Annotated in this window: 15 protein-coding genes and 2 riboswitches; of the genes, 7 read left to right on the top strand and 8 right to left on the bottom strand. The window is 40.0% G+C overall.

Going from position 1 to position 16,499, the window contains the following annotated elements; translation table 11 throughout:
• The first annotated feature begins 4 nt into the window (after positions 1–4).
• Positions 5–577 (top strand): transposase, encoded by a 573-nt coding sequence (locus M3Z76_RS12825; RefSeq protein ID WP_293927556.1) that lies wholly within the window; start codon positions 5–7, stop codon positions 575–577.
• 60 nt (positions 578–637) lie between these two features.
• Here M3Z76_RS12825 and M3Z76_RS12820 read toward each other — a convergent pair whose 3' ends face one another.
• Complete coding sequence (locus M3Z76_RS12820; protein ID WP_293927558.1) at positions 638–1,810, bottom strand: MDR family MFS transporter; 1,173 nt, start codon at positions 1,808–1,810, stop codon at positions 638–640.
• Positions 1,811–1,938: 128 nt separating this feature from the next.
• Between M3Z76_RS12820 and mnmL the strand changes: the two genes are divergently transcribed.
• Together mnmL and mnmM are read left to right on the top strand one after the other, a co-directional pair.
• The gene (gene mnmL, locus M3Z76_RS12815) at positions 1,939–2,883 is read left to right on the top strand and encodes a tRNA modification radical SAM protein MnmL/YtqA (protein ID WP_293927560.1); all 945 of its coding nucleotides are present in this window, start codon (positions 1,939–1,941) and stop codon (positions 2,881–2,883) included.
• Positions 2,880–3,458 (top strand): tRNA 5-(aminomethyl)-2-thiouridylate-methyltransferase MnmM, encoded by a 579-nt coding sequence (mnmM, locus tag M3Z76_RS12810; RefSeq protein WP_293927563.1) that lies wholly within the window; start codon positions 2,880–2,882, stop codon positions 3,456–3,458. Before mnmL ends, mnmM begins: the two co-directional genes overlap by 4 nt.
• Positions 3,459–3,486: 28 nt before the next feature.
• Here mnmM and cydS read toward each other — a convergent pair whose 3' ends face one another.
• Genes cydS through M3Z76_RS12800 form a run of 3 tightly spaced genes read right to left on the bottom strand, consistent with a single transcriptional unit; the run spans position 3,487 to position 5,965 of the window.
• Positions 3,487–3,591 (bottom strand): cytochrome bd oxidase small subunit CydS family protein, encoded by a 105-nt coding sequence (cydS, locus tag M3Z76_RS19835; protein WP_483310167.1) that lies wholly within the window; start codon positions 3,589–3,591, stop codon positions 3,487–3,489.
• Between the two features lie 11 nt (positions 3,592–3,602).
• A complete protein-coding gene (locus tag M3Z76_RS12805) occupies positions 3,603–4,631 on the bottom strand; it encodes a cytochrome d ubiquinol oxidase subunit II (RefSeq protein ID WP_293927566.1) in 1,029 nt (342 codons plus the stop codon).
• Positions 4,622–5,965, bottom strand: coding sequence for a cytochrome ubiquinol oxidase subunit I (locus M3Z76_RS12800; protein WP_483310166.1), 1,344 nt, complete (start codon positions 5,963–5,965; stop codon positions 4,622–4,624). The genes M3Z76_RS12805 and M3Z76_RS12800 overlap by 10 nt, the downstream gene beginning before the upstream one ends.
• A gap of 241 nt (positions 5,966–6,206) precedes the next feature.
• Here M3Z76_RS12800 and cydD point away from each other — a divergent pair, with 241 nt between their 5' ends.
• The 3 genes from cydD (at position 6,207) to M3Z76_RS12785 (ending at position 10,797) form a co-directional block, all read left to right on the top strand.
• Positions 6,207–7,844 carry a thiol reductant ABC exporter subunit CydD gene (gene cydD, locus M3Z76_RS12795; protein WP_293927572.1) on the top strand — a complete coding sequence of 546 codons (1,638 nt, stop codon included), beginning with the start codon at positions 6,207–6,209 and terminating at the stop codon, positions 7,842–7,844.
• The gene (cydC, locus tag M3Z76_RS12790; protein WP_293927574.1) at positions 7,832–9,463 is read left to right on the top strand and encodes a thiol reductant ABC exporter subunit CydC; all 1,632 of its coding nucleotides are present in this window, start codon (positions 7,832–7,834) and stop codon (positions 9,461–9,463) included. The genes cydD and cydC overlap by 13 nt, the downstream gene beginning before the upstream one ends.
• Positions 9,464–9,483: 20 nt before the next feature.
• Positions 9,484–9,583, top strand: a riboswitch (purine riboswitch).
• A gap of 41 nt (positions 9,584–9,624) precedes the next feature.
• Positions 9,625–10,797: an MFS transporter gene (locus M3Z76_RS12785; protein WP_293927575.1), complete on the top strand. Its 1,173-nt coding sequence runs from the start codon at positions 9,625–9,627 to the stop codon at positions 10,795–10,797.
• Between the two features lie 49 nt (positions 10,798–10,846).
• Here M3Z76_RS12785 and M3Z76_RS12780 read toward each other — a convergent pair whose 3' ends face one another.
• The 3 genes from M3Z76_RS12780 to M3Z76_RS12770 form a co-directional block, all read right to left on the bottom strand.
• The gene (locus tag M3Z76_RS12780; RefSeq protein ID WP_293927619.1) at positions 10,847–11,119 is read right to left on the bottom strand and encodes a hypothetical protein; all 273 of its coding nucleotides are present in this window, start codon (positions 11,117–11,119) and stop codon (positions 10,847–10,849) included.
• A gap of 232 nt (positions 11,120–11,351) precedes the next feature.
• Positions 11,352–12,884: an alanine/glycine:cation symporter family protein gene (locus tag M3Z76_RS12775; protein ID WP_293927577.1), complete on the bottom strand. Its 1,533-nt coding sequence runs from the start codon at positions 12,882–12,884 to the stop codon at positions 11,352–11,354.
• 324 nt (positions 12,885–13,208) lie between these two features.
• Positions 13,209–14,009, bottom strand: a complete 801-nt coding sequence (locus tag M3Z76_RS12770; protein ID WP_293927578.1) for an alpha/beta hydrolase — start codon at positions 14,007–14,009, stop codon at positions 13,209–13,211.
• Between the two features lie 159 nt (positions 14,010–14,168).
• Here M3Z76_RS12770 and M3Z76_RS12765 point away from each other — a divergent pair, with 159 nt between their 5' ends.
• Positions 14,169–14,687 (top strand): gamma carbonic anhydrase, encoded by a 519-nt coding sequence (locus M3Z76_RS12765; protein WP_293927580.1) that lies wholly within the window; start codon positions 14,169–14,171, stop codon positions 14,685–14,687.
• A 114-nt stretch (positions 14,688–14,801) separates the two neighbouring features.
• Here M3Z76_RS12765 and metK read toward each other — a convergent pair whose 3' ends face one another.
• Positions 14,802–16,007 carry a methionine adenosyltransferase gene (gene metK, locus M3Z76_RS12760; protein WP_293927582.1) on the bottom strand — a complete coding sequence of 402 codons (1,206 nt, stop codon included), beginning with the start codon at positions 16,005–16,007 and terminating at the stop codon, positions 14,802–14,804.
• Between the two features lie 183 nt (positions 16,008–16,190).
• A riboswitch (SAM riboswitch) is annotated at positions 16,191–16,308 on the bottom strand.
• Positions 16,309–16,499 lie beyond the last annotated feature (191 nt).

The following is a 16,499-nucleotide window of genomic DNA, read 5'->3' as shown; positions in this document are numbered from 1 at the left end:
TGCTATGCCTAGAAAACATCGTCTTTGGTCGCCGCATCACTATTTTCATATCGTGATGCGTGGAAATAATCGACAAACAATCTTTTTACATCATGCTGACTATCAAGCTTTCTTGCGAATTTTAGAGTACACGTATCAAAAATATCAATTTTCCATTATTGCTTTTTGCATTATGCCAAATCATTATCATTTATTACTGCGCTCTTCTCATGCTTCCCACAGCAAAATCATGGCGATGATTAATCGTCGTTATAGTGATTATTTCAAGAAGAGATATGACTACACTGGTCACCTCTATGAAAAAAGGTTTTTTTCAGATATTGTTCCTTCAGCCCTCGATATTATCGCTGTTAGCCGCTATATTCACCGTAATCCAATCAATACCACTATCCCCTTGGTAGAGGCCCTAGCTCTTTATCCTTATAGCTCTTTCTATTATTACTACCATAACGTTCCAGCACCATTTAATTTTTTGCATAAAAATTCACTTCTATCCTATTTACCTCATTCCAGATACGCTACCCTAGAGCTCTATTTAATGCATTGTGAGGATGATTATGATTTGCAATTGACTTGAGCTATAACAAAAGCTAGTGTCCTCACTCGTTGTGACACTAGCTTTTCGATTGAATTGTATTTAGTTTTCTGAATTTTCTTTATTGTTCGTGTGCCAGGCACATGCAGGGATAATTGCTACAAGCAGCAGCACAACGACACTCCACATCAATGTCTGCATATCAAATATATCGACCATCATCCCACCAAAGAGTGGACCAATCATTCGTCCAATTGTCGTGGCACTATTGACAATGCCTTGGTAAAAGCCTTGTCGACCTTTCGGGGCGAGTTGATTAGCAATTGTCGGAATAATAGGTGTGAAAAATACTTCCCCTAATGTTAAAATGACCATTGCTGCCGCGAACATTGTGAATTCCTCTGCAACCGCCACGATACAGAAGGAGAATGACATTAAGACAAGTCCCAATGCGAGCTGATGCTTGAGCTTCTTCTCCCAACGTCGAACGAGTGGACGAATGACTGGCTGGAAACCGACAACGAGCAAGCCGTTGATCGTCCAAATCACACTATATTGTGAGAGCGACATGCCTAAGCCTTGTGTGTAAGAAGAAATCGTCGCACTCCATTGTGAATACGACATCCAGCATAATACTAAAGCGAGACACAAAGTAAGTAATGCATAAAGTCCTGCCTTCGACTCCTTGCCCCCTCTTTCTGCAAGTACATTTTTCGGTGCCATACTTTTCGTATCAAAGCGTTTATATGTTGTGACAACAAGCAGGAAGAAAATTAAATAAGTAAAGAAATTCGCTTTAAAAACATATTCAAAATTCATATCTGCGATAAAGCCTGCTAGTGCAGGACCAATCGCTACCCCAACATTATTCGATAAAAATAACGTATTGAACGCTTTGCGCCCACCTTCTGGCCACGCAGCACCTATCAACGCATACATTGCAGGAAAAACTACCCCTCCACTAAAGCCGATAACCGTTAACAAAATAACGTAAGGCCACCAATCATGCCAAAACATCAATAAGCTTAATGCGCCTATATTTAATGTGACACCAATCACAATTGTTTTAAAGCCACCAATTTTATCAAACAAATAGCCACCTAATAAATTACCAACGACCGCCGCTAATGAATTAAGCATTAACACAAAACCCGCAATCGTCAACGTTTTTCCTAGATGATGGTGTATGTATATAGCATTTAAAGGCCATAAAAAGGAGCTACCTACTGTGTTTAAAAACATCCCGATGACTAAATACCATACCTGTCTTGGCATATCCTCTCTCCTTCCAAATTCCTTCGATATTCAAAATATCAGTCTATGCCTCTTTTGCAAAATATACAAGAAAAAGTTTTTCACTACGTCAATGCGTGTTACAATCATTTTTTAGAGGAGTGACAACGATGACAAATTTCCCTTTTCCTTCTGACGAAAAGCGTTACTATACATGGAATCGCTATTTACGCAATGAATTTGGACAAAAGGTTTATAAAGTAGCTTTAGATGCGGGCTTTGATTGCCCAAATCGCGATGGCACGGTCGCTTTTGGAGGCTGCACATTTTGCTCGGCTGCTGGTAGCGGTGATTTTGCTGGTAACAAAGTGGATCCGATTCCTGTTCAATTCGAAAAAATCAAAGCAAAAATGCAGCATAAATGGAAAGATGGCTTAACGATGGCTTATTTCCAAGCCTATACAAATACACATGCGCCCCTCGCCGTATTAAAGGAAAAATTTGAAGCGGCACTCGCCTGTGAAGGTGTTATGGGGATTAGTATTGCAACGCGCCCTGACTGTCTGCCTGACGATGTCGTGAAATATTTAGCTGAATTAAATGAGCGTACCTATTTATGGGTGGAGCTTGGCTTACAGACGGTGCATGAAAAAACGGCAAATTTAATTAATCGTGCACATGACTACGCAACATATGTAGAAGGTGTAGAAAAACTGCGTCGTCACAATATTCGCATCGTCACACATATTATTAATGGTTTGCCCTTAGAAACATACGATATGATGCTCGAAACAGCACGTGAAGTAGCAAAGCTCGATGTACAAGGCATTAAAATTCATTTGCTGCATTTATTAAAAGGTACACCTTTAGTCAAGCAATACGAAAAAGGCTTGCTGCAATTTATGACACAGGAAGATTATATTCAACTCGTTGTTGACCAGCTTGAAGTGTTACCACCACACATGGTTGTGCAGCGTATTACAGGCGATGGGCCGATTGATTTAATGATTGGGCCGATGTGGAGTGTCAATAAATGGAGCGTGTTAAACGGTATTGATGCAGAGCTAGAACGCCGCAACACATGGCAAAGTAGACTTTATGAGGTGAAAAAATGAAATTACAACGCGTTTTACAATATGCTCAAAGCCTTTTAGCAGACGCGATTCAAGAAGGCGATATCGCCGTTGATGCAACAGCTGGTAACGGGCATGACACATTATTTTTAGCCAATTTAGTTGGTGACGATGGCTATGTATATGCCTTCGATGTACAAAAAGAGGCGGTTGACGCAACTTTGCATCGTCTGTTGGACAATGCCCTTGAACACCGAGCTCTCGTTTTAAAGGATGGGCATGAAAACATCGCCAAATATGTGACAAAGCCTGTAGCTGGTGCAATTTTTAATCTCGGCTATTTACCAGGCAGTGACCATTCCATTATTACAAAGCCAAACACAACGATTACCGCACTAGAAACCTTGCTGCAATTATTAAAAGTTGGCGGCATTATCGTCTTAGTCATTTATCATGGGCATGATGGTGGCGCTGAGGAACGCGATGAGGTGCTACGCTTTGTTAGCAGCCTTCCACAAAAGCATGTGCATGTTTTGCGCTATGAATTTTTAAATCAGCAAAACAGCCCACCGTTTGTGGTGGCGCTTGAAAAGGTCAAGGAAATGGGCAACAAATAGGGGTGTTGGCTAGCCAACACCCCCATTTTTATTCCTCATCCACCCAGCTCATGCGTGTCGCTACGAAAAAAGCAGCGACAATCGATGCAATCACAATGAGAAATGGTGCGACAAATATTAAAAAATTACTCATGTTTTGCCCTCCTATACATGGTGATCAGATTTGCCTGATACATACTCTTTATTAAATACGAATAAGCGGAACACTAAGTAAAGCGAAGGCAATAGTAATGCAAGCCCTGCAATAAACACGACAACTAAGGCAATCGCCATTGCCTCACTCGTAAAGCTATCGTGAATCGTTAAATACGGATAGAGTAAATATGGATAATGCGAAACGCCATATGCGAAAAAGGCGAGCGCAAATTGGACGATAAGTAAAACGAGCGCCCAATTATAGCGAATGCGCTTATAAATGAAATAAACTGTACCCGCAAATAATAAGCCAGATAGTGCAAAGAGCCACCACACATCGAACATATTTTCATAATGCCAATTGTTTAATTGACGCATTTCGATAATAATACCGAATGCGCTGACAATTAATGGTCCCGCCCAAATTAAGGCATATTTTCGCATTACTTCAGTTGCCTCACGCTCTCCAGCCTTGTGCGCATACCATGTTAAAAAGACTGCGGAGATATACAGCACCGCAACAACTGACAGCACCACAATCGACCAAGATAAAGGGCTGGCGAATAAGGCACCATAATCTAGCTTCGGATGCCCGCTGTCCATACTAACAAAGCCACCTTCTGAAATGGTTAAAACGACCGAAAAAGCTGCAGGAATAAATAGCCCAGCAATACCGTAAGCAAGCGCATAGCCTTTATGCCCACTAACACCGCTATACGCTTCAAATGCGTAATAGCTTCCTCGAATTGCCAATAAAATTAAAGCGATTGAGGCAGGTACAATTAAGACGTTTCCATAATAGTAAGCAGTTTGCGGGAAAAAACCAACAACTCCAACAAAGAAAAATACTAAAAAGACATTGGTAATTTCCCAAACTGGTGATAAATAGCGCTTAATAATTTTCGTTAATGTTTGGTGATTTCCTCTAATTAAACTATACGCGTTGAAGAAGCCTGCGCCAAAATCGATGGACGCTACAATCACATAGCCGAACAAGAACAGCCACAACACAGATATACCTAATATTTCTAATGCCATGAGCCTTCACCGTCCTGTCTTGAATTTAATTCCTTCTCAATCGGATTATTTTTGAACATGCGCTGTAAAATAACGACACTGCCGACACCTAAAATAAAGTAGACAACGGCAAAGGCGATAAATAAATATTCAACACCTGTGGCGGTTGTTGCCCCTTCTGATGTGCGCATAATGCCGTATAAAATCCATGGCTGACGCCCCATTTCAGCAAGCCACCAGCCCGCTTCAATGGCGATAACGGATAGCGGTCCCCCTAACACGATAAGCCATCTAAACCACCTTGCTTCAACCCATGACCAGCTTCTCCATTTGCCAAGCACAAAGGCAGCAGACAGTAAAATCATAAAGACACCTATCCCTACCATCGTATCAAAGAAGTAATGGATAATAAGGGGTGGATGCTCATCCTTTGGATATTGGTCGAGCCCAATTACCTCTGCGTTAAAATCGGTATGCGATAAGAAGCTAAGCAGCTTCGGTAAGCGAATTTCATATTTCACTTCACCGTCATCTAGCACACCGAATAAAATTAAGTCGGCACCCTCTTCTGTTTCAAAATGCCATTCTGCCGCAGCTAGTTTTTCAGGCTGGTACTCCGCTAAATACTTTGCAGAAAAATCGCCAACAACTGCTGAAGCGAGTGCAAAAATTAAGCCTAGCTTCATCGTCAAAACAAGTGCTTTTTTATGATAGACGTGGTTTTCACCGCGCAATAATTTATAGGCAGCAATCGCTGCAAGAATAAAGGCAACCGTCATATAGCCTGTCGTTAAAACATGCCCAACCTTTGTGGGCATCGCAGGTGTAAACATCGCCATAAACGGCTGAATATCGATTAATGCATCACCCTTTACCGTAAAGCCTTGCGGTGCATTCATAAAAGCGTTAACAATCGTAATAAAAAGAGCGGACATCGAAGCGCCAATACTTACAGGGATTAGCAGCAACATATGATATTTTGGATTTTTAAAACGGTCCCAAGTATATAAATAAATGCCAAGGAAAATCGCCTCAAAGAAGAATGCAAATGTCTCCATGAATAACGGTAATGCAATCACTTGCCCAGCCATTTCCATAAACTGTGGCCATAATAACGATAGCTGCAAGCCAATAATCGTACCTGTTACAACCCCAACCGCTACGGTAATTGTAAAGCCTCGTGCCCAACGTCTAGCCATCATCGTATAATGCATATCATTTTTCTTATAACCTACATATTGTGCAATTAAAATCATTAACGGCACACCGACACCAATTGTTGCAAAAATAATATGGAACGATAGCGTCAGCTCCGTTAAAGCCCTACTCCAAAAAACAGAATCCACTTCCCTCACTCCTTTATTGCCTATTTTTCCTTCATCGTAGCATTAAATATAAGCGTAATCTATTGTCGTTACTTTGCTTCCGTACATATTCACATATTCGACATACAGAAATTTGTCACAAAGCGCAAAAAACGCTGATTCTTGCAAGTGTATTCCTTTTCAAAAAGCACAAACTTAGTATACCTTAATAGTAGTTAATTGTCAGAATTGTGTGTGTGCCTGGCACCCACACAATTAAGGAGGATACAACATGGCTTGGCTCAGGCAGCTCGCATTTTCAGAAAAAAAATATATTACACTTTTTATGTTGTTTAGCTTGCTGCTCGCTAGTGCGATTATTGGGCAAGCGTATAGTATCGTCAAAATTGTGGATAGCGTCTTTATCAACAAAGCATCCTTTGAAGTGATATGGCCTTATGCGGCACTTTTAGCTGTCGCAATTTGCGTGAGGCTTGCAACACAGGCTTTCATGCAGCTTGCTGCGAATCGCTATGCAGGAAGCGTCAAAACGAAGGTGCGTCAACAATTATTGGCACATTGGTCTACGCCATCTGCCAAGCCTGCTGGCGAAAAAATTGCTATTTTACAGCATACGGTACAGGAGCTGCATGCTTATTATGCGCAATATATCCCACAATTTATTAAAACGTTGATGCTACCTGCAATCATTGTTATCTCATTGTTTTTCGTGCATCCAACAAGTGCTGTTATTATGTTAATTACAGCACCGTTTATTCCTTTAACGTATATTTTAGTTGGCATTCAAACAAAGGCAAAAGTGGAACAACAGCTAACGAAAATGAATCGCTTTTCCAGCACATTTTTAGAAATGCTCTACGGTCTACAAACATTAAAATTATTTGGTAAAGCGCGTGAGCAAGAGCTCAAGCTGAATGAGCATAACAAGCAATTTTCAGCCGCAACACTAACTGTTTTAAAAATTGCCTTTGCCTCTACATTGTTTATTGAGCTGATTACAACGCTTGGTATCGGCCTTGTTGCACTGGAAATCGGCTTTCGCATGATTGTCTTCCAAACGCTTGCCTTTGCACCAGCCTTTTTCGTTTTAACATTAGCACCTGAATATTACCAAGCATTGAAGGAGCTTGGCGCAGCCTTTCACACAGGACGTGGTAGCCTAGCAGCGGCAGAAATTTTACAGGAGGCACTTCATGAGCCGAAGCGTGCACCTACATGGGGAACAGAAGCTTTTTCTGAAGCACCTTCCCTCGCATTAAAGGATGCTTTGATTCAATACGAGCAGCAAGCAATTGGTCCAATTACCTTGATGATTCCAGCAAAACAAACAATCGCCATTGTTGGACCATCTGGACACGGAAAAACGACGATTTTGCATATGCTCGCAGCATTAATGAAGCCTGATACTGGACAGCTACTTATCAACGGCAAGCCCCAATCAACAGTTGATGAGCAACAATGGCGGCAAGAAATGATGCTCGTTTCGCAAAAACCGTATTTATTTGCAACGACATTGCGAGAAAATTTACAAATGGGTGGCAATTATTCAGAGAAGCAGTTGCTTGAAGCATTGCAGCAAGTGCAGTTAATAACATGGTTTAAGCAGCTTGCCAATGGCTTTGACACAAAAATTGGCGAAGGTGGGCTTGGCTTATCAGGTGGGGAGCAACAGCGCATCGCTTTAGCAAGAGCATGGTTAAAGCAGCCATCTATTTTATTGCTAGATGAACCAACTGCTGCACTTGATGTGCAAACAGCCGAAGCCGTTCATCAGCTTATTAAGCAGTTCCATCATCGTAGCACCGTCATTATTGTTGCACATCGTCATGAAAGCATTGCACATGCAGATGCAATTTATGAAGTACGGAACGGTCAACTGGAAAGAGGTGAAGCAGCATGTGGCAAATGATTTTAAGTGAAAAAAGAGACTTTTTACTCGCCCTTTTAGCTGGCACAATCAGTGGCCTAACAGCGGTGGCACTCTTTGCACAAAGCGGCTTTCTAATTTCCAAGGCAGCATTATTGCCACCGTTTTATATCATTTTAATTTTAACCGCCTTTTTAAAATTGTTTGGTGTGGCGAAATCGGCAAGCAAATATGCGGAGCGCTATATTTCACATCGTGTTACTTTTTCGTTGCTAGAAAAAATTCGCCTCCGCTTTTTCCAAAGCTTGCAACCATATGCACACTCTTTACTTTCGAGCTACCGAGGGGGCGATTTATTAACGCGTATGACGAAGGATGTTGATACATTACAGCAATATTTTTTACGCGTTGCCTATCCACCGCTCGTTGCATTGCTCGTTTTTTTCGGCACAATGCTATTTACTATTTGGTTTTCAATTTGGATTACATTGCTGTTGCTTGTTAGCGTTATTCTCTGCAGCATAATTTTGCCGTTGCTTTGGCAAAAGCCAAAAGAAATAACAAGCCAGCAGCACTACACAGAAAGCTTGACGGAATATTTTTACGGCTTAACCGATTTAACAGTTGCAGGGAAACGCCCTGCTGCAGAGCAAGCACTACAGCAGCTCAGCCTTGATTTTGAGCAAAATATACAAAACGAAGAAAAACAGGCGTTAAAGTCACAGCTTGTCAATCAAGCAACCGCCTTATCAACCGCCTTTGCGGTCGTCATTCTCGGTGCTTATTTTGTAACCACTGGGGCTTTAGACGGGCTTTATTTAGCGATGCTACTATTAATTGCATTAACTGTTTTTGAGGTAGCAATCCCGCTTGGCACAGTCCCTTTGCATAAAGCAAAAGCAAAGGATGCCTTTGATCGTTTAACAGCATTTAATGCTGCAGCAATATCAACACAAGCTTTGCCGCAAGGACAATTGCAAACAGTGCAAGCTAATAATGTCAGCTATCGCTACCCAAATAGTGATTTTCAAGCATTGCAGGATATTTCATTTACGATTAATGCTGGTGAAAAAATTGCCATTGTTGGGCCAAGCGGTGCAGGAAAATCGACCTTGTTCCAACTGTTAATTCAAAATTTGCAGCCAAGCAATGGAGAAATTTTATGGAATGGGGACAATACTGCACAAATTCAGCATGAACAGCTATGGAGTCAAATGGGCATTATGCTACAGCATAATCATTTCTTTAGCGGCACAATTAAGGAAAATTTATTAAGTGAGAAAGAGGCCGGACAAATGGAGCAACTGTTAGAGCAATTGCAGCTCCCCTTTTCACTTGAGCAAGAGGTATTGGAAAATGCGCGCAATTTATCAGGTGGGGAGCAGCAGCGTCTAGCACTTGCCCGCGTCTTACTGCGCGATGCGCCCATTTATTTATTGGATGAGCCATTTGCACATTTAGACGGCTCATTAACAACACATTGTACGGAGTTGTTACTCACATTGCCACAAACGGTTATTTGTATTACACATAAGCTTGATGCCCTTGCCCTCTTTGACCGCATTTTTGTCATCTACGAGCATCAGCTTGTAGAAGCAGACCATTACGATGAGCTGATTAAAAAACAGGGCATTTTTTATCATATGCAGCAGCTAAAATAAAATGGGTTGTCAGACGACTCACTTTATGCTAGGATAACAAATGTATAACCTCAATAATATGGATTGAGGGTCTCTACCAGAAACCGTAAACTTCTGATTACAAAAATTTTTATTTTTGTAATCGGAAGTTTTTTTTATTTTGAAAGGAAGGATTGATAAAAATGAATTGGAGAGTATATATTCTGTCCATCACTGCATTTGCAGTTGGTTTAGTTGAATTAATCGTTGGAGGGATTTTGCCTAGCATTGCAGAGGATTTAAACGTATCCATTGCGACAGCAGGACAGTTGATTACTGTTTTCGCCTTTATTTATGCCCTATCTGCGCCGATACTTTTATCGTTAACAGCCAAAATTGAACGAAAGCAGCTATTTATTATTGCATTAGTTATTTTTGCTTTAAGTAATTTAATGATGTATGTCAGCCCGACATTTACAATCGTTATGATTGCCCGTATTGTTTCTGCAATGAGTACAGCGCTTGTTATTGTTTTATCGTTAACAATTGCGGCGAAAATCGTTGAGCCACGCTACCGTGCAAAAGCATTGAGCTATGTCTTTATCGGTGTCAGCTCAGCCCTTGTTATCGGTGTGCCACTTGGCATTTTTATTACAGAATCATTCGGCTGGCGCTCCGTCTTTTTAGGAATTGCGGTACTATCGGTTTTATCGATTATTTTAAATATTATTTTCCTAGAAAGAATGCCTGTTGCTGAAATACTTCCATTAAAAGCGCAGATTAAATCATTAGCAGATGTAAAAATTTTAAGCGCACAATTTACAACATTATTTATGCTAGCAGGGCACTATATGCTCTATGCATATTTAACTGCGTTTTTAGTTGAAGCCTTTGATATGAGCGCTTCATGGATTAGCGCTTGTTATTTATTATTCGGTGTCTCCTCTGTAAGCGGGAATGCGCTTGGTAGCTGGTTAAATGGGAAACTTGGCACGAAAAAAACCATTTTATTTGTTGTGTCAGCATTTGCAATTGTATTATTGTTAATTCCATTTACAATCGTATCATTGCCGTTATTTTTAATTATCACTGTATTTTGGGGTGCACTAAGCTGGGCTTTAACACCACCATTACAGGCATATTTAATTCAAATTGCCCCAAAAACATCCGACGTTCAGCAAAGCTTAAATACAGCTGCACTACAAATCGGTATTTCCATTGGCTCGGCAGTTGGTGGTGTTGTATTCGCCTTTACATCATCGGCTATTTATTTATCCATCTTTGGCGCTATTTTTGCGCTAGCAGCATTAGGCTGTGCGGCCATTTCATTAAAAGGCTCTTCTTCTGCACAAGTAGCAGAGCAACATAGTAATTAGCAGAGCAAAAGGGGTGCTTCCGAAGCCTAAGTCGCTTCGGAACACCCCTTTAAAGCTCTACTGTTTTCCCAATTTGCAGTGTTAACGCTTTTTTATAAACACCTTGTGCTACAGCTAAATCATAATAAGAGGCTCCAACCGATTTAAAGAATGTGATGTCCTCTTGTTGCTGACGTCCTACTTTTTCACCTGCAACAAGCTGTTCTAGCTCCCCATATATATCGTCGAAGCTCCAAACACCTTTGTTAGCTGCATCAATTAGCTCGCCTGCCTCATCCTTCACACCAGGTAAATCATCTACAACTACTTTACTATTTGTAATCCTACCAAGAGCAAAAAAGAGTTTTACAAGTTGGACAGCACGTCATGTTCTCCTCTACGGAAAGTCATATTTGGTGGAACGAGGGGAAAATACCAACAAAATTTCTGCTTATCTCTTCTCATTAAAACAGCAAACAGGTGTCTGAAAAGCATGCACTAACACGCTTTTCAAGCACCTGTTATCTCTATTTAGCCCATATTAATGAATTGTAGAACTATCATTGAATGCAGCCTTACTTTAATTTTTTACTACGCTCAACCCAGAAATCTGCATTTTTAATACCGAGCTCAGTAGGATTGAATTGTGGGTCTTTGCCCTCTTTTTTCTGCTTCTCATAATCCTTTAATGCAACAATCGCTGGCTTCATCACCAGTAAAATAGCGATAACGTTCACCCATACCATTAGGCCTAATCCAACATCCCCCATAGCCCAAGCTAAACCAGATGTGCGGACTGTTCCCATAAATGCTGCAATTAAAATGGCAAACTTGGCTATCCAAATACCGATTTTTTCAGCTTTGCCTGAGAATAAATATGAAACATTCGTTTCAGCAATATAGTAATAAGCCATAATTGTTGTAAATGCGAAGAAGAATAATGCAATTGCTACGAACGGTCCACCGAACCCTGGAAGTGCACTATTTACAGCATGCTGTGTGTAAGCAGCCCCTGCTTCAATTGATTGTGCAAAGGAAATTTGCGTATCACCAGTGTATTCACCTTTACCAAATTCACCAACAAAAATCGTTGGATTAATTTCATACTCTTTTGATTCGTGCTCTACAACAACTGGATCTGCTTTTTCATCATGTACATTATACATACCTGTAAATAAAATCATAAATGCTGTTGCTGAACAAATTAATAATGTATCAATATAAACAGATGCTGCCTGTACAATTCCTTGCTTTGCAGGGTGAGATACTTCCGCTGCTGCTGCAGGGTGAGCCCCAGTCCCTTGACCAGCTTCATTTGAATAAATACCACGCTTAACACCCCATGCAATGGCAGAGCCAATGATACCACCAAAAATTTCTTGTGCACCAAATGCACTTGAGAAAATTAAGCCAATTACTGTAGGAATTTCACTAGCATTCATTGCAATAATGATGAATGCCATAATAATATAAGCAGCCGCCATAAATGGCACGATAATTTGTGCTGCATTTGCAATCGATTTAACACCACCGATAATGATAGCACCTAATAAAACAACAATAATAATACCAGTAATCCAAGGTGCTGTACCGAAAGCGTTCTCAACTGCACCCGAAATCGCATTTGATTGTACACCTGGCATTAAAATTAACATCGCAATAACAGCTACGACAGCAAATAAAGCCCCAAACCATTTCTGACCAGTTCCTTTTTCAATATAAAAGGCTGGACCACCACGATATTCAGTTTCTCTCTCTTCTTTATAAATTTGAGCCAATGTTGACTCTACATAAGCAGTAGCAGCACCAATAAAGGCGATTGCCCACATCCAAAATACAGCACCAGGTCCCCCCATACCAATCGCAGTTGCTGTACCTGCGATATTACCTGTACCAACACGTCCTGATAAAGCAATCGACATCGCTTGGAATGACGAAATACCTTTTTCCGATTTCTCCCCTTTGAACATCAGTACAAACATGTCTTTAATATGGCGTACTTGTAAAAAACGAGTAATAATTGAGAAAAATAGTCCGATTAACATAATGCCATAAATAAACCATGGTCCCCATAAAATATCATTCAAAAAACTTACAATTGAATCCATTAAAATCCCCCTTTGAAAATAATGTATTATTTTGAAGTTTACTATATTACATATGCATTTTTTATGCAATACATTTTTAAAAAATTCTAAATATTTCGCATTGTGAAATTTTAAAAAAGATAGATTTTATCAGCTTTCAAACTAAGAAAGGTATGTTAGAAATATTTCTAACATACCTTTCTTGTTATTACTTCACTAATTGGTTAAAGCATTCTTATGACTTATACTGTTTATTTGTCAAACAAAAAAAGCCAATTTGTGTAAAGTGGTTTACTATGACAAAACTTTAAAATTTATTATTAAACAAACATAATGTATATATGTTTAAATAATATAGCCTAGTGAGCGTAACACATTATTCATAAAATCTTTTGTGTATAAATATACTTCTTCTCTTTCCATTTCAAAATATAAACTATGGCGACAATCAGCCCATTCTTTATATTGAAAATGCGATAATGGCTGCTGCATTAACCAGCTTTTTGCTGCCTGTATATCCGTAATTTGATCTCTTTCACCCGTCATCATCAAAACAGGCATATTGTGAAATTTTACTTCTGGATTTTTCAAGCGCTTTAAAAGCTGTTGCAAATCTTTATACCATTTCACTGTAACAGTTGTATTATGCGGTATGTCATCTCTTAACTCTTCATATACCTCTGCATTTCGAGACATCAGCTGCATCGTAATTTCATGATTGAGCCTTACACTAGACGTTAATGCACTAATACTTGTTAAGGCATTGGACATTTTCCCAGGCAGTAGCTTTAAGTGCATCCATGGTGAAATAAAGATTACACCTGCACATTCCAGCTGCTTTTTTTGTAAAACATTCATTAATACTGTTGCACCTAAACCATTACCTATAACAAATACAGGCAAATTTTCCGATAAGCCTATTTCTATTAATTGCTTTACATAATCCTCATATTTAAAAAAATCCTCATCGTGATAATTGATATTTTTCGCCTGTGCTCCGTGTCCTGGTAAATCCCCCATTACAACGTGAAATCCTGCGCTTCGCAGCTTTTCAATTAGCCAAGCATACCAACGATGATGCTCATATGCTCCATGGACAATTGCAACAACTGCTTTTGGCTGTCCTTCAGCCTCCCATTTCCACATTGCAATCCCTCCTATATTTTAACCTGTTCTTTTTATCATGAAATAGATGCCTTTATTATAATCGGTATTTATACGATTGTTTAAATTTTATTTTCTATTTTTCCCTACTTTTGATACGATGGTTGCATAGTTTGCATAAAGAAAGGAAGCGTTTTTAACATGATTTACCCATATAAAGGGATAATGCCAAAAATTGATTCGACTGCATTTATCGCAGATTTCGCTACAATAACAGGGGATGTCACAATTGGAGAGGAATCTACAATATGGTTTAATACAGTTATTCGCGGCGATGTAGCACCAACCATTATCGGTAAACGTGTCAGCATACAAGATTTAAGCTGTATCCATCAAAGCCCAAACAATCCCGTGGTGATTGAAGATGAAGTAACAATCGGTCATCAAGTAACATTGCATGGCTGTACAATTCGCAAACGTGCATTAGTTGGGATGGGCTCTATCATTCTTGATGGTGCTGAAATTGGGGAAGGTGCCTTTATTGGTGCGGGAAGCCTCGTTCCTCCAGGCAAAAAAATCCCTGCCAATATGCTCGCAATGGGACGTCCTGCAAAGGTAGTGCGCGAAGTAAACGCAGAGGACCGCGAAGATATGGATCGCATCATCCGTGAATATGTAGAAAAAGGCCAATATTATAAATCATTAAAAGAAGATGTGTGAACCACACCCCACTTAACTATTTTGAAGTGGGAGTCTTACACTAGATAAATAATAAATAGCTGTCAAGAAAGTAAGGTATTGACCTACATTTCATGACAGCCTTTTATCATTTTATTATTTCACTAATAATGCTGCTTTTTCTTTTAATACTTCCGCTTTATCTGTTTGCTCCCAAGGAACATTTAAGTCCGTGCGGCCAAAATGTCCGTAAGCTGCCGTTTGTTTGTAAATTGGACGGCGTAAATCTAACATTTTAATAATGCCTGCTGGACGTAAATCAAATAGCTCACGTACCCATTCTACAATTTGTGATGATGACACTGTTCCTGTGCCGAACGTATCAACAGCAATCGATACAGGCTGTGCTACACCAATTGCATAAGCAAGCTGCACTTCCGCACGCTCTGCTAAGCCTGCTGCAACAATATTTTTCGCTACATAACGCGCTGCATAAGCTGCTGAACGGTCAACCTTCGTTGCATCCTTCCCTGAGAATGCACCACCACCATGACGTGCATAGCCGCCATATGTGTCTACGATAATTTTACGCCCCGTTAAGCCAGCATCCCCTTTTGGTCCACCGATAACGAAGCGACCTGTTGGGTTAATGAAGTATTTTGTTGCATCATCTAATAATTCTGCTGGCACTACTGGTGCAATGACAACACGCTTCAAGTCTGCTTGAATTTGTTCTAATGTTACTTCCTCATCATGCTGTGTCGAAATAACGATTGTATCCACACGCACTGGTACATTATTTTCATCGTATTCTACTGTTACTTGTGTTTTACCATCTGGACGTAAATACTGTAATTCACCCGATTTACGTACTTCAGTTAAACGACGTGCTAGCTTATGTGCAAGGCTAATTGGTAACGGCATAAGCTCAGGTGTTTCGTTACATGCATAACCAAACATTAAACCTTGGTCACCTGCGCCAATCGCCTCGATTGCTTCATCAGTCATTGAGCCTTCACGCGCTTCAAGCGCTTGGTCTACACCTTGTGCGATGTCAGGCGATTGCTCGCCAATCGCTACAAGAACAGCTAAGTTTTCTGCATCAAAGCCATATTTACCACGTGTATAGCCAATTTCTGCAACAGTATCACGTACAATGCCTTTAATATCTACATAAGTTGAAGTTGAAATCTCTCCTGCAACTAATACTAAACCTGTCGTTACAGTTGTTTCACATGCTACACGCGCATTTGGATCTGCTGCTAAAATTGCATCTAAAATTGCATCTGAAATTTGGTCACAAATTTTATCTGGATGCCCTTCTGTTACACTTTCTGATGTAAATAATCTACGGTTTGTCATGTTATTTCCTCCTATAATTCCTGCGAATATGATACGGTACTCGTTACCCATGTCAAGCTTATTTCAAGCCGCTATCGCTTCTTAACACGAGGATTTTGAAAGGTGTAATGGTTCAAATTTGCAATAAAAAAACCTTCCACTCATATAGTATGAGAGAAAGGATTGTATGTTCGTTCCCTTTCACTCTTATCGTTCAAGGAGAAATCTCCTTGCATCAGGTTGGCACCAACGCATGATGTGAAAAGTCATGCAGGTTGCCGGGCTTCATAGGGCCTGACCCTCCACCAGCTCGGGATAAGAGTATCCGTTCAATTTCATATAATACATAATTCTTTTTCTACTGTCAAATGCTATATACGTTTATTTTTCGTTGGACTACATCCTATGACATCCGTTTTATACAGTTACACGAATTCGCCATAAAATTTCATAAATTTATAACGGATTAGTATAGACTATTTCGTTTAATGTGTTATACTTTTTGTATTCGAA

The sequence above is a fragment of the Metasolibacillus sp. genome (genome assembly GCF_025291715.1).
GTDB lineage: Bacteria > Bacillota > Bacilli > Bacillales_A > Planococcaceae > Metasolibacillus > Metasolibacillus louembei.
Note: the sequence above shows the minus strand (reverse complement) of the source record. Positions and strands in the feature narration are given on the sequence as shown.

What these genes read in the sequence shown, in the direction of transcription:
- M3Z76_RS12825 (WP_293927556.1), top strand. Translation starts at nt 5, where the DNA reads ATGCCTAGAAAACATCGTCTTTGGTCGCCGCATCACTATTTTCATATC.
- M3Z76_RS12820 (WP_293927558.1), bottom strand. Translation starts at nt 1,810, where the DNA reads ATGCCAAGACAGGTATGGTATTTAGTCATCGGGATGTTTTTAAACACA.
- mnmL (WP_293927560.1), top strand. Translation starts at nt 1,939, where the DNA reads ATGACAAATTTCCCTTTTCCTTCTGACGAAAAGCGTTACTATACATGG.
- mnmM (WP_293927563.1), top strand. Translation starts at nt 2,880, where the DNA reads ATGAAATTACAACGCGTTTTACAATATGCTCAAAGCCTTTTAGCAGAC.
- cydS (WP_483310167.1), bottom strand. Translation starts at nt 3,591, where the DNA reads ATGAGTAATTTTTTAATATTTGTCGCACCATTTCTCATTGTGATTGCA.
- M3Z76_RS12805 (WP_293927566.1), bottom strand. Translation starts at nt 4,631, where the DNA reads ATGGCATTAGAAATATTAGGTATATCTGTGTTGTGGCTGTTCTTGTTC.
- cydD (WP_293927572.1), top strand. Translation starts at nt 6,207, where the DNA reads ATGGCTTGGCTCAGGCAGCTCGCATTTTCAGAAAAAAAATATATTACA.
- cydC (WP_293927574.1), top strand. Translation starts at nt 7,832, where the DNA reads ATGTGGCAAATGATTTTAAGTGAAAAAAGAGACTTTTTACTCGCCCTT.
- M3Z76_RS12785 (WP_293927575.1), top strand. Translation starts at nt 9,625, where the DNA reads ATGAATTGGAGAGTATATATTCTGTCCATCACTGCATTTGCAGTTGGT.
- M3Z76_RS12775 (WP_293927577.1), bottom strand. Translation starts at nt 12,884, where the DNA reads ATGGATTCAATTGTAAGTTTTTTGAATGATATTTTATGGGGACCATGG.
- M3Z76_RS12770 (WP_293927578.1), bottom strand. Translation starts at nt 14,009, where the DNA reads ATGTGGAAATGGGAGGCTGAAGGACAGCCAAAAGCAGTTGTTGCAATT.
- M3Z76_RS12765 (WP_293927580.1), top strand. Translation starts at nt 14,169, where the DNA reads ATGATTTACCCATATAAAGGGATAATGCCAAAAATTGATTCGACTGCA.
- metK (WP_293927582.1), bottom strand. Translation starts at nt 16,007, where the DNA reads ATGACAAACCGTAGATTATTTACATCAGAAAGTGTAACAGAAGGGCAT.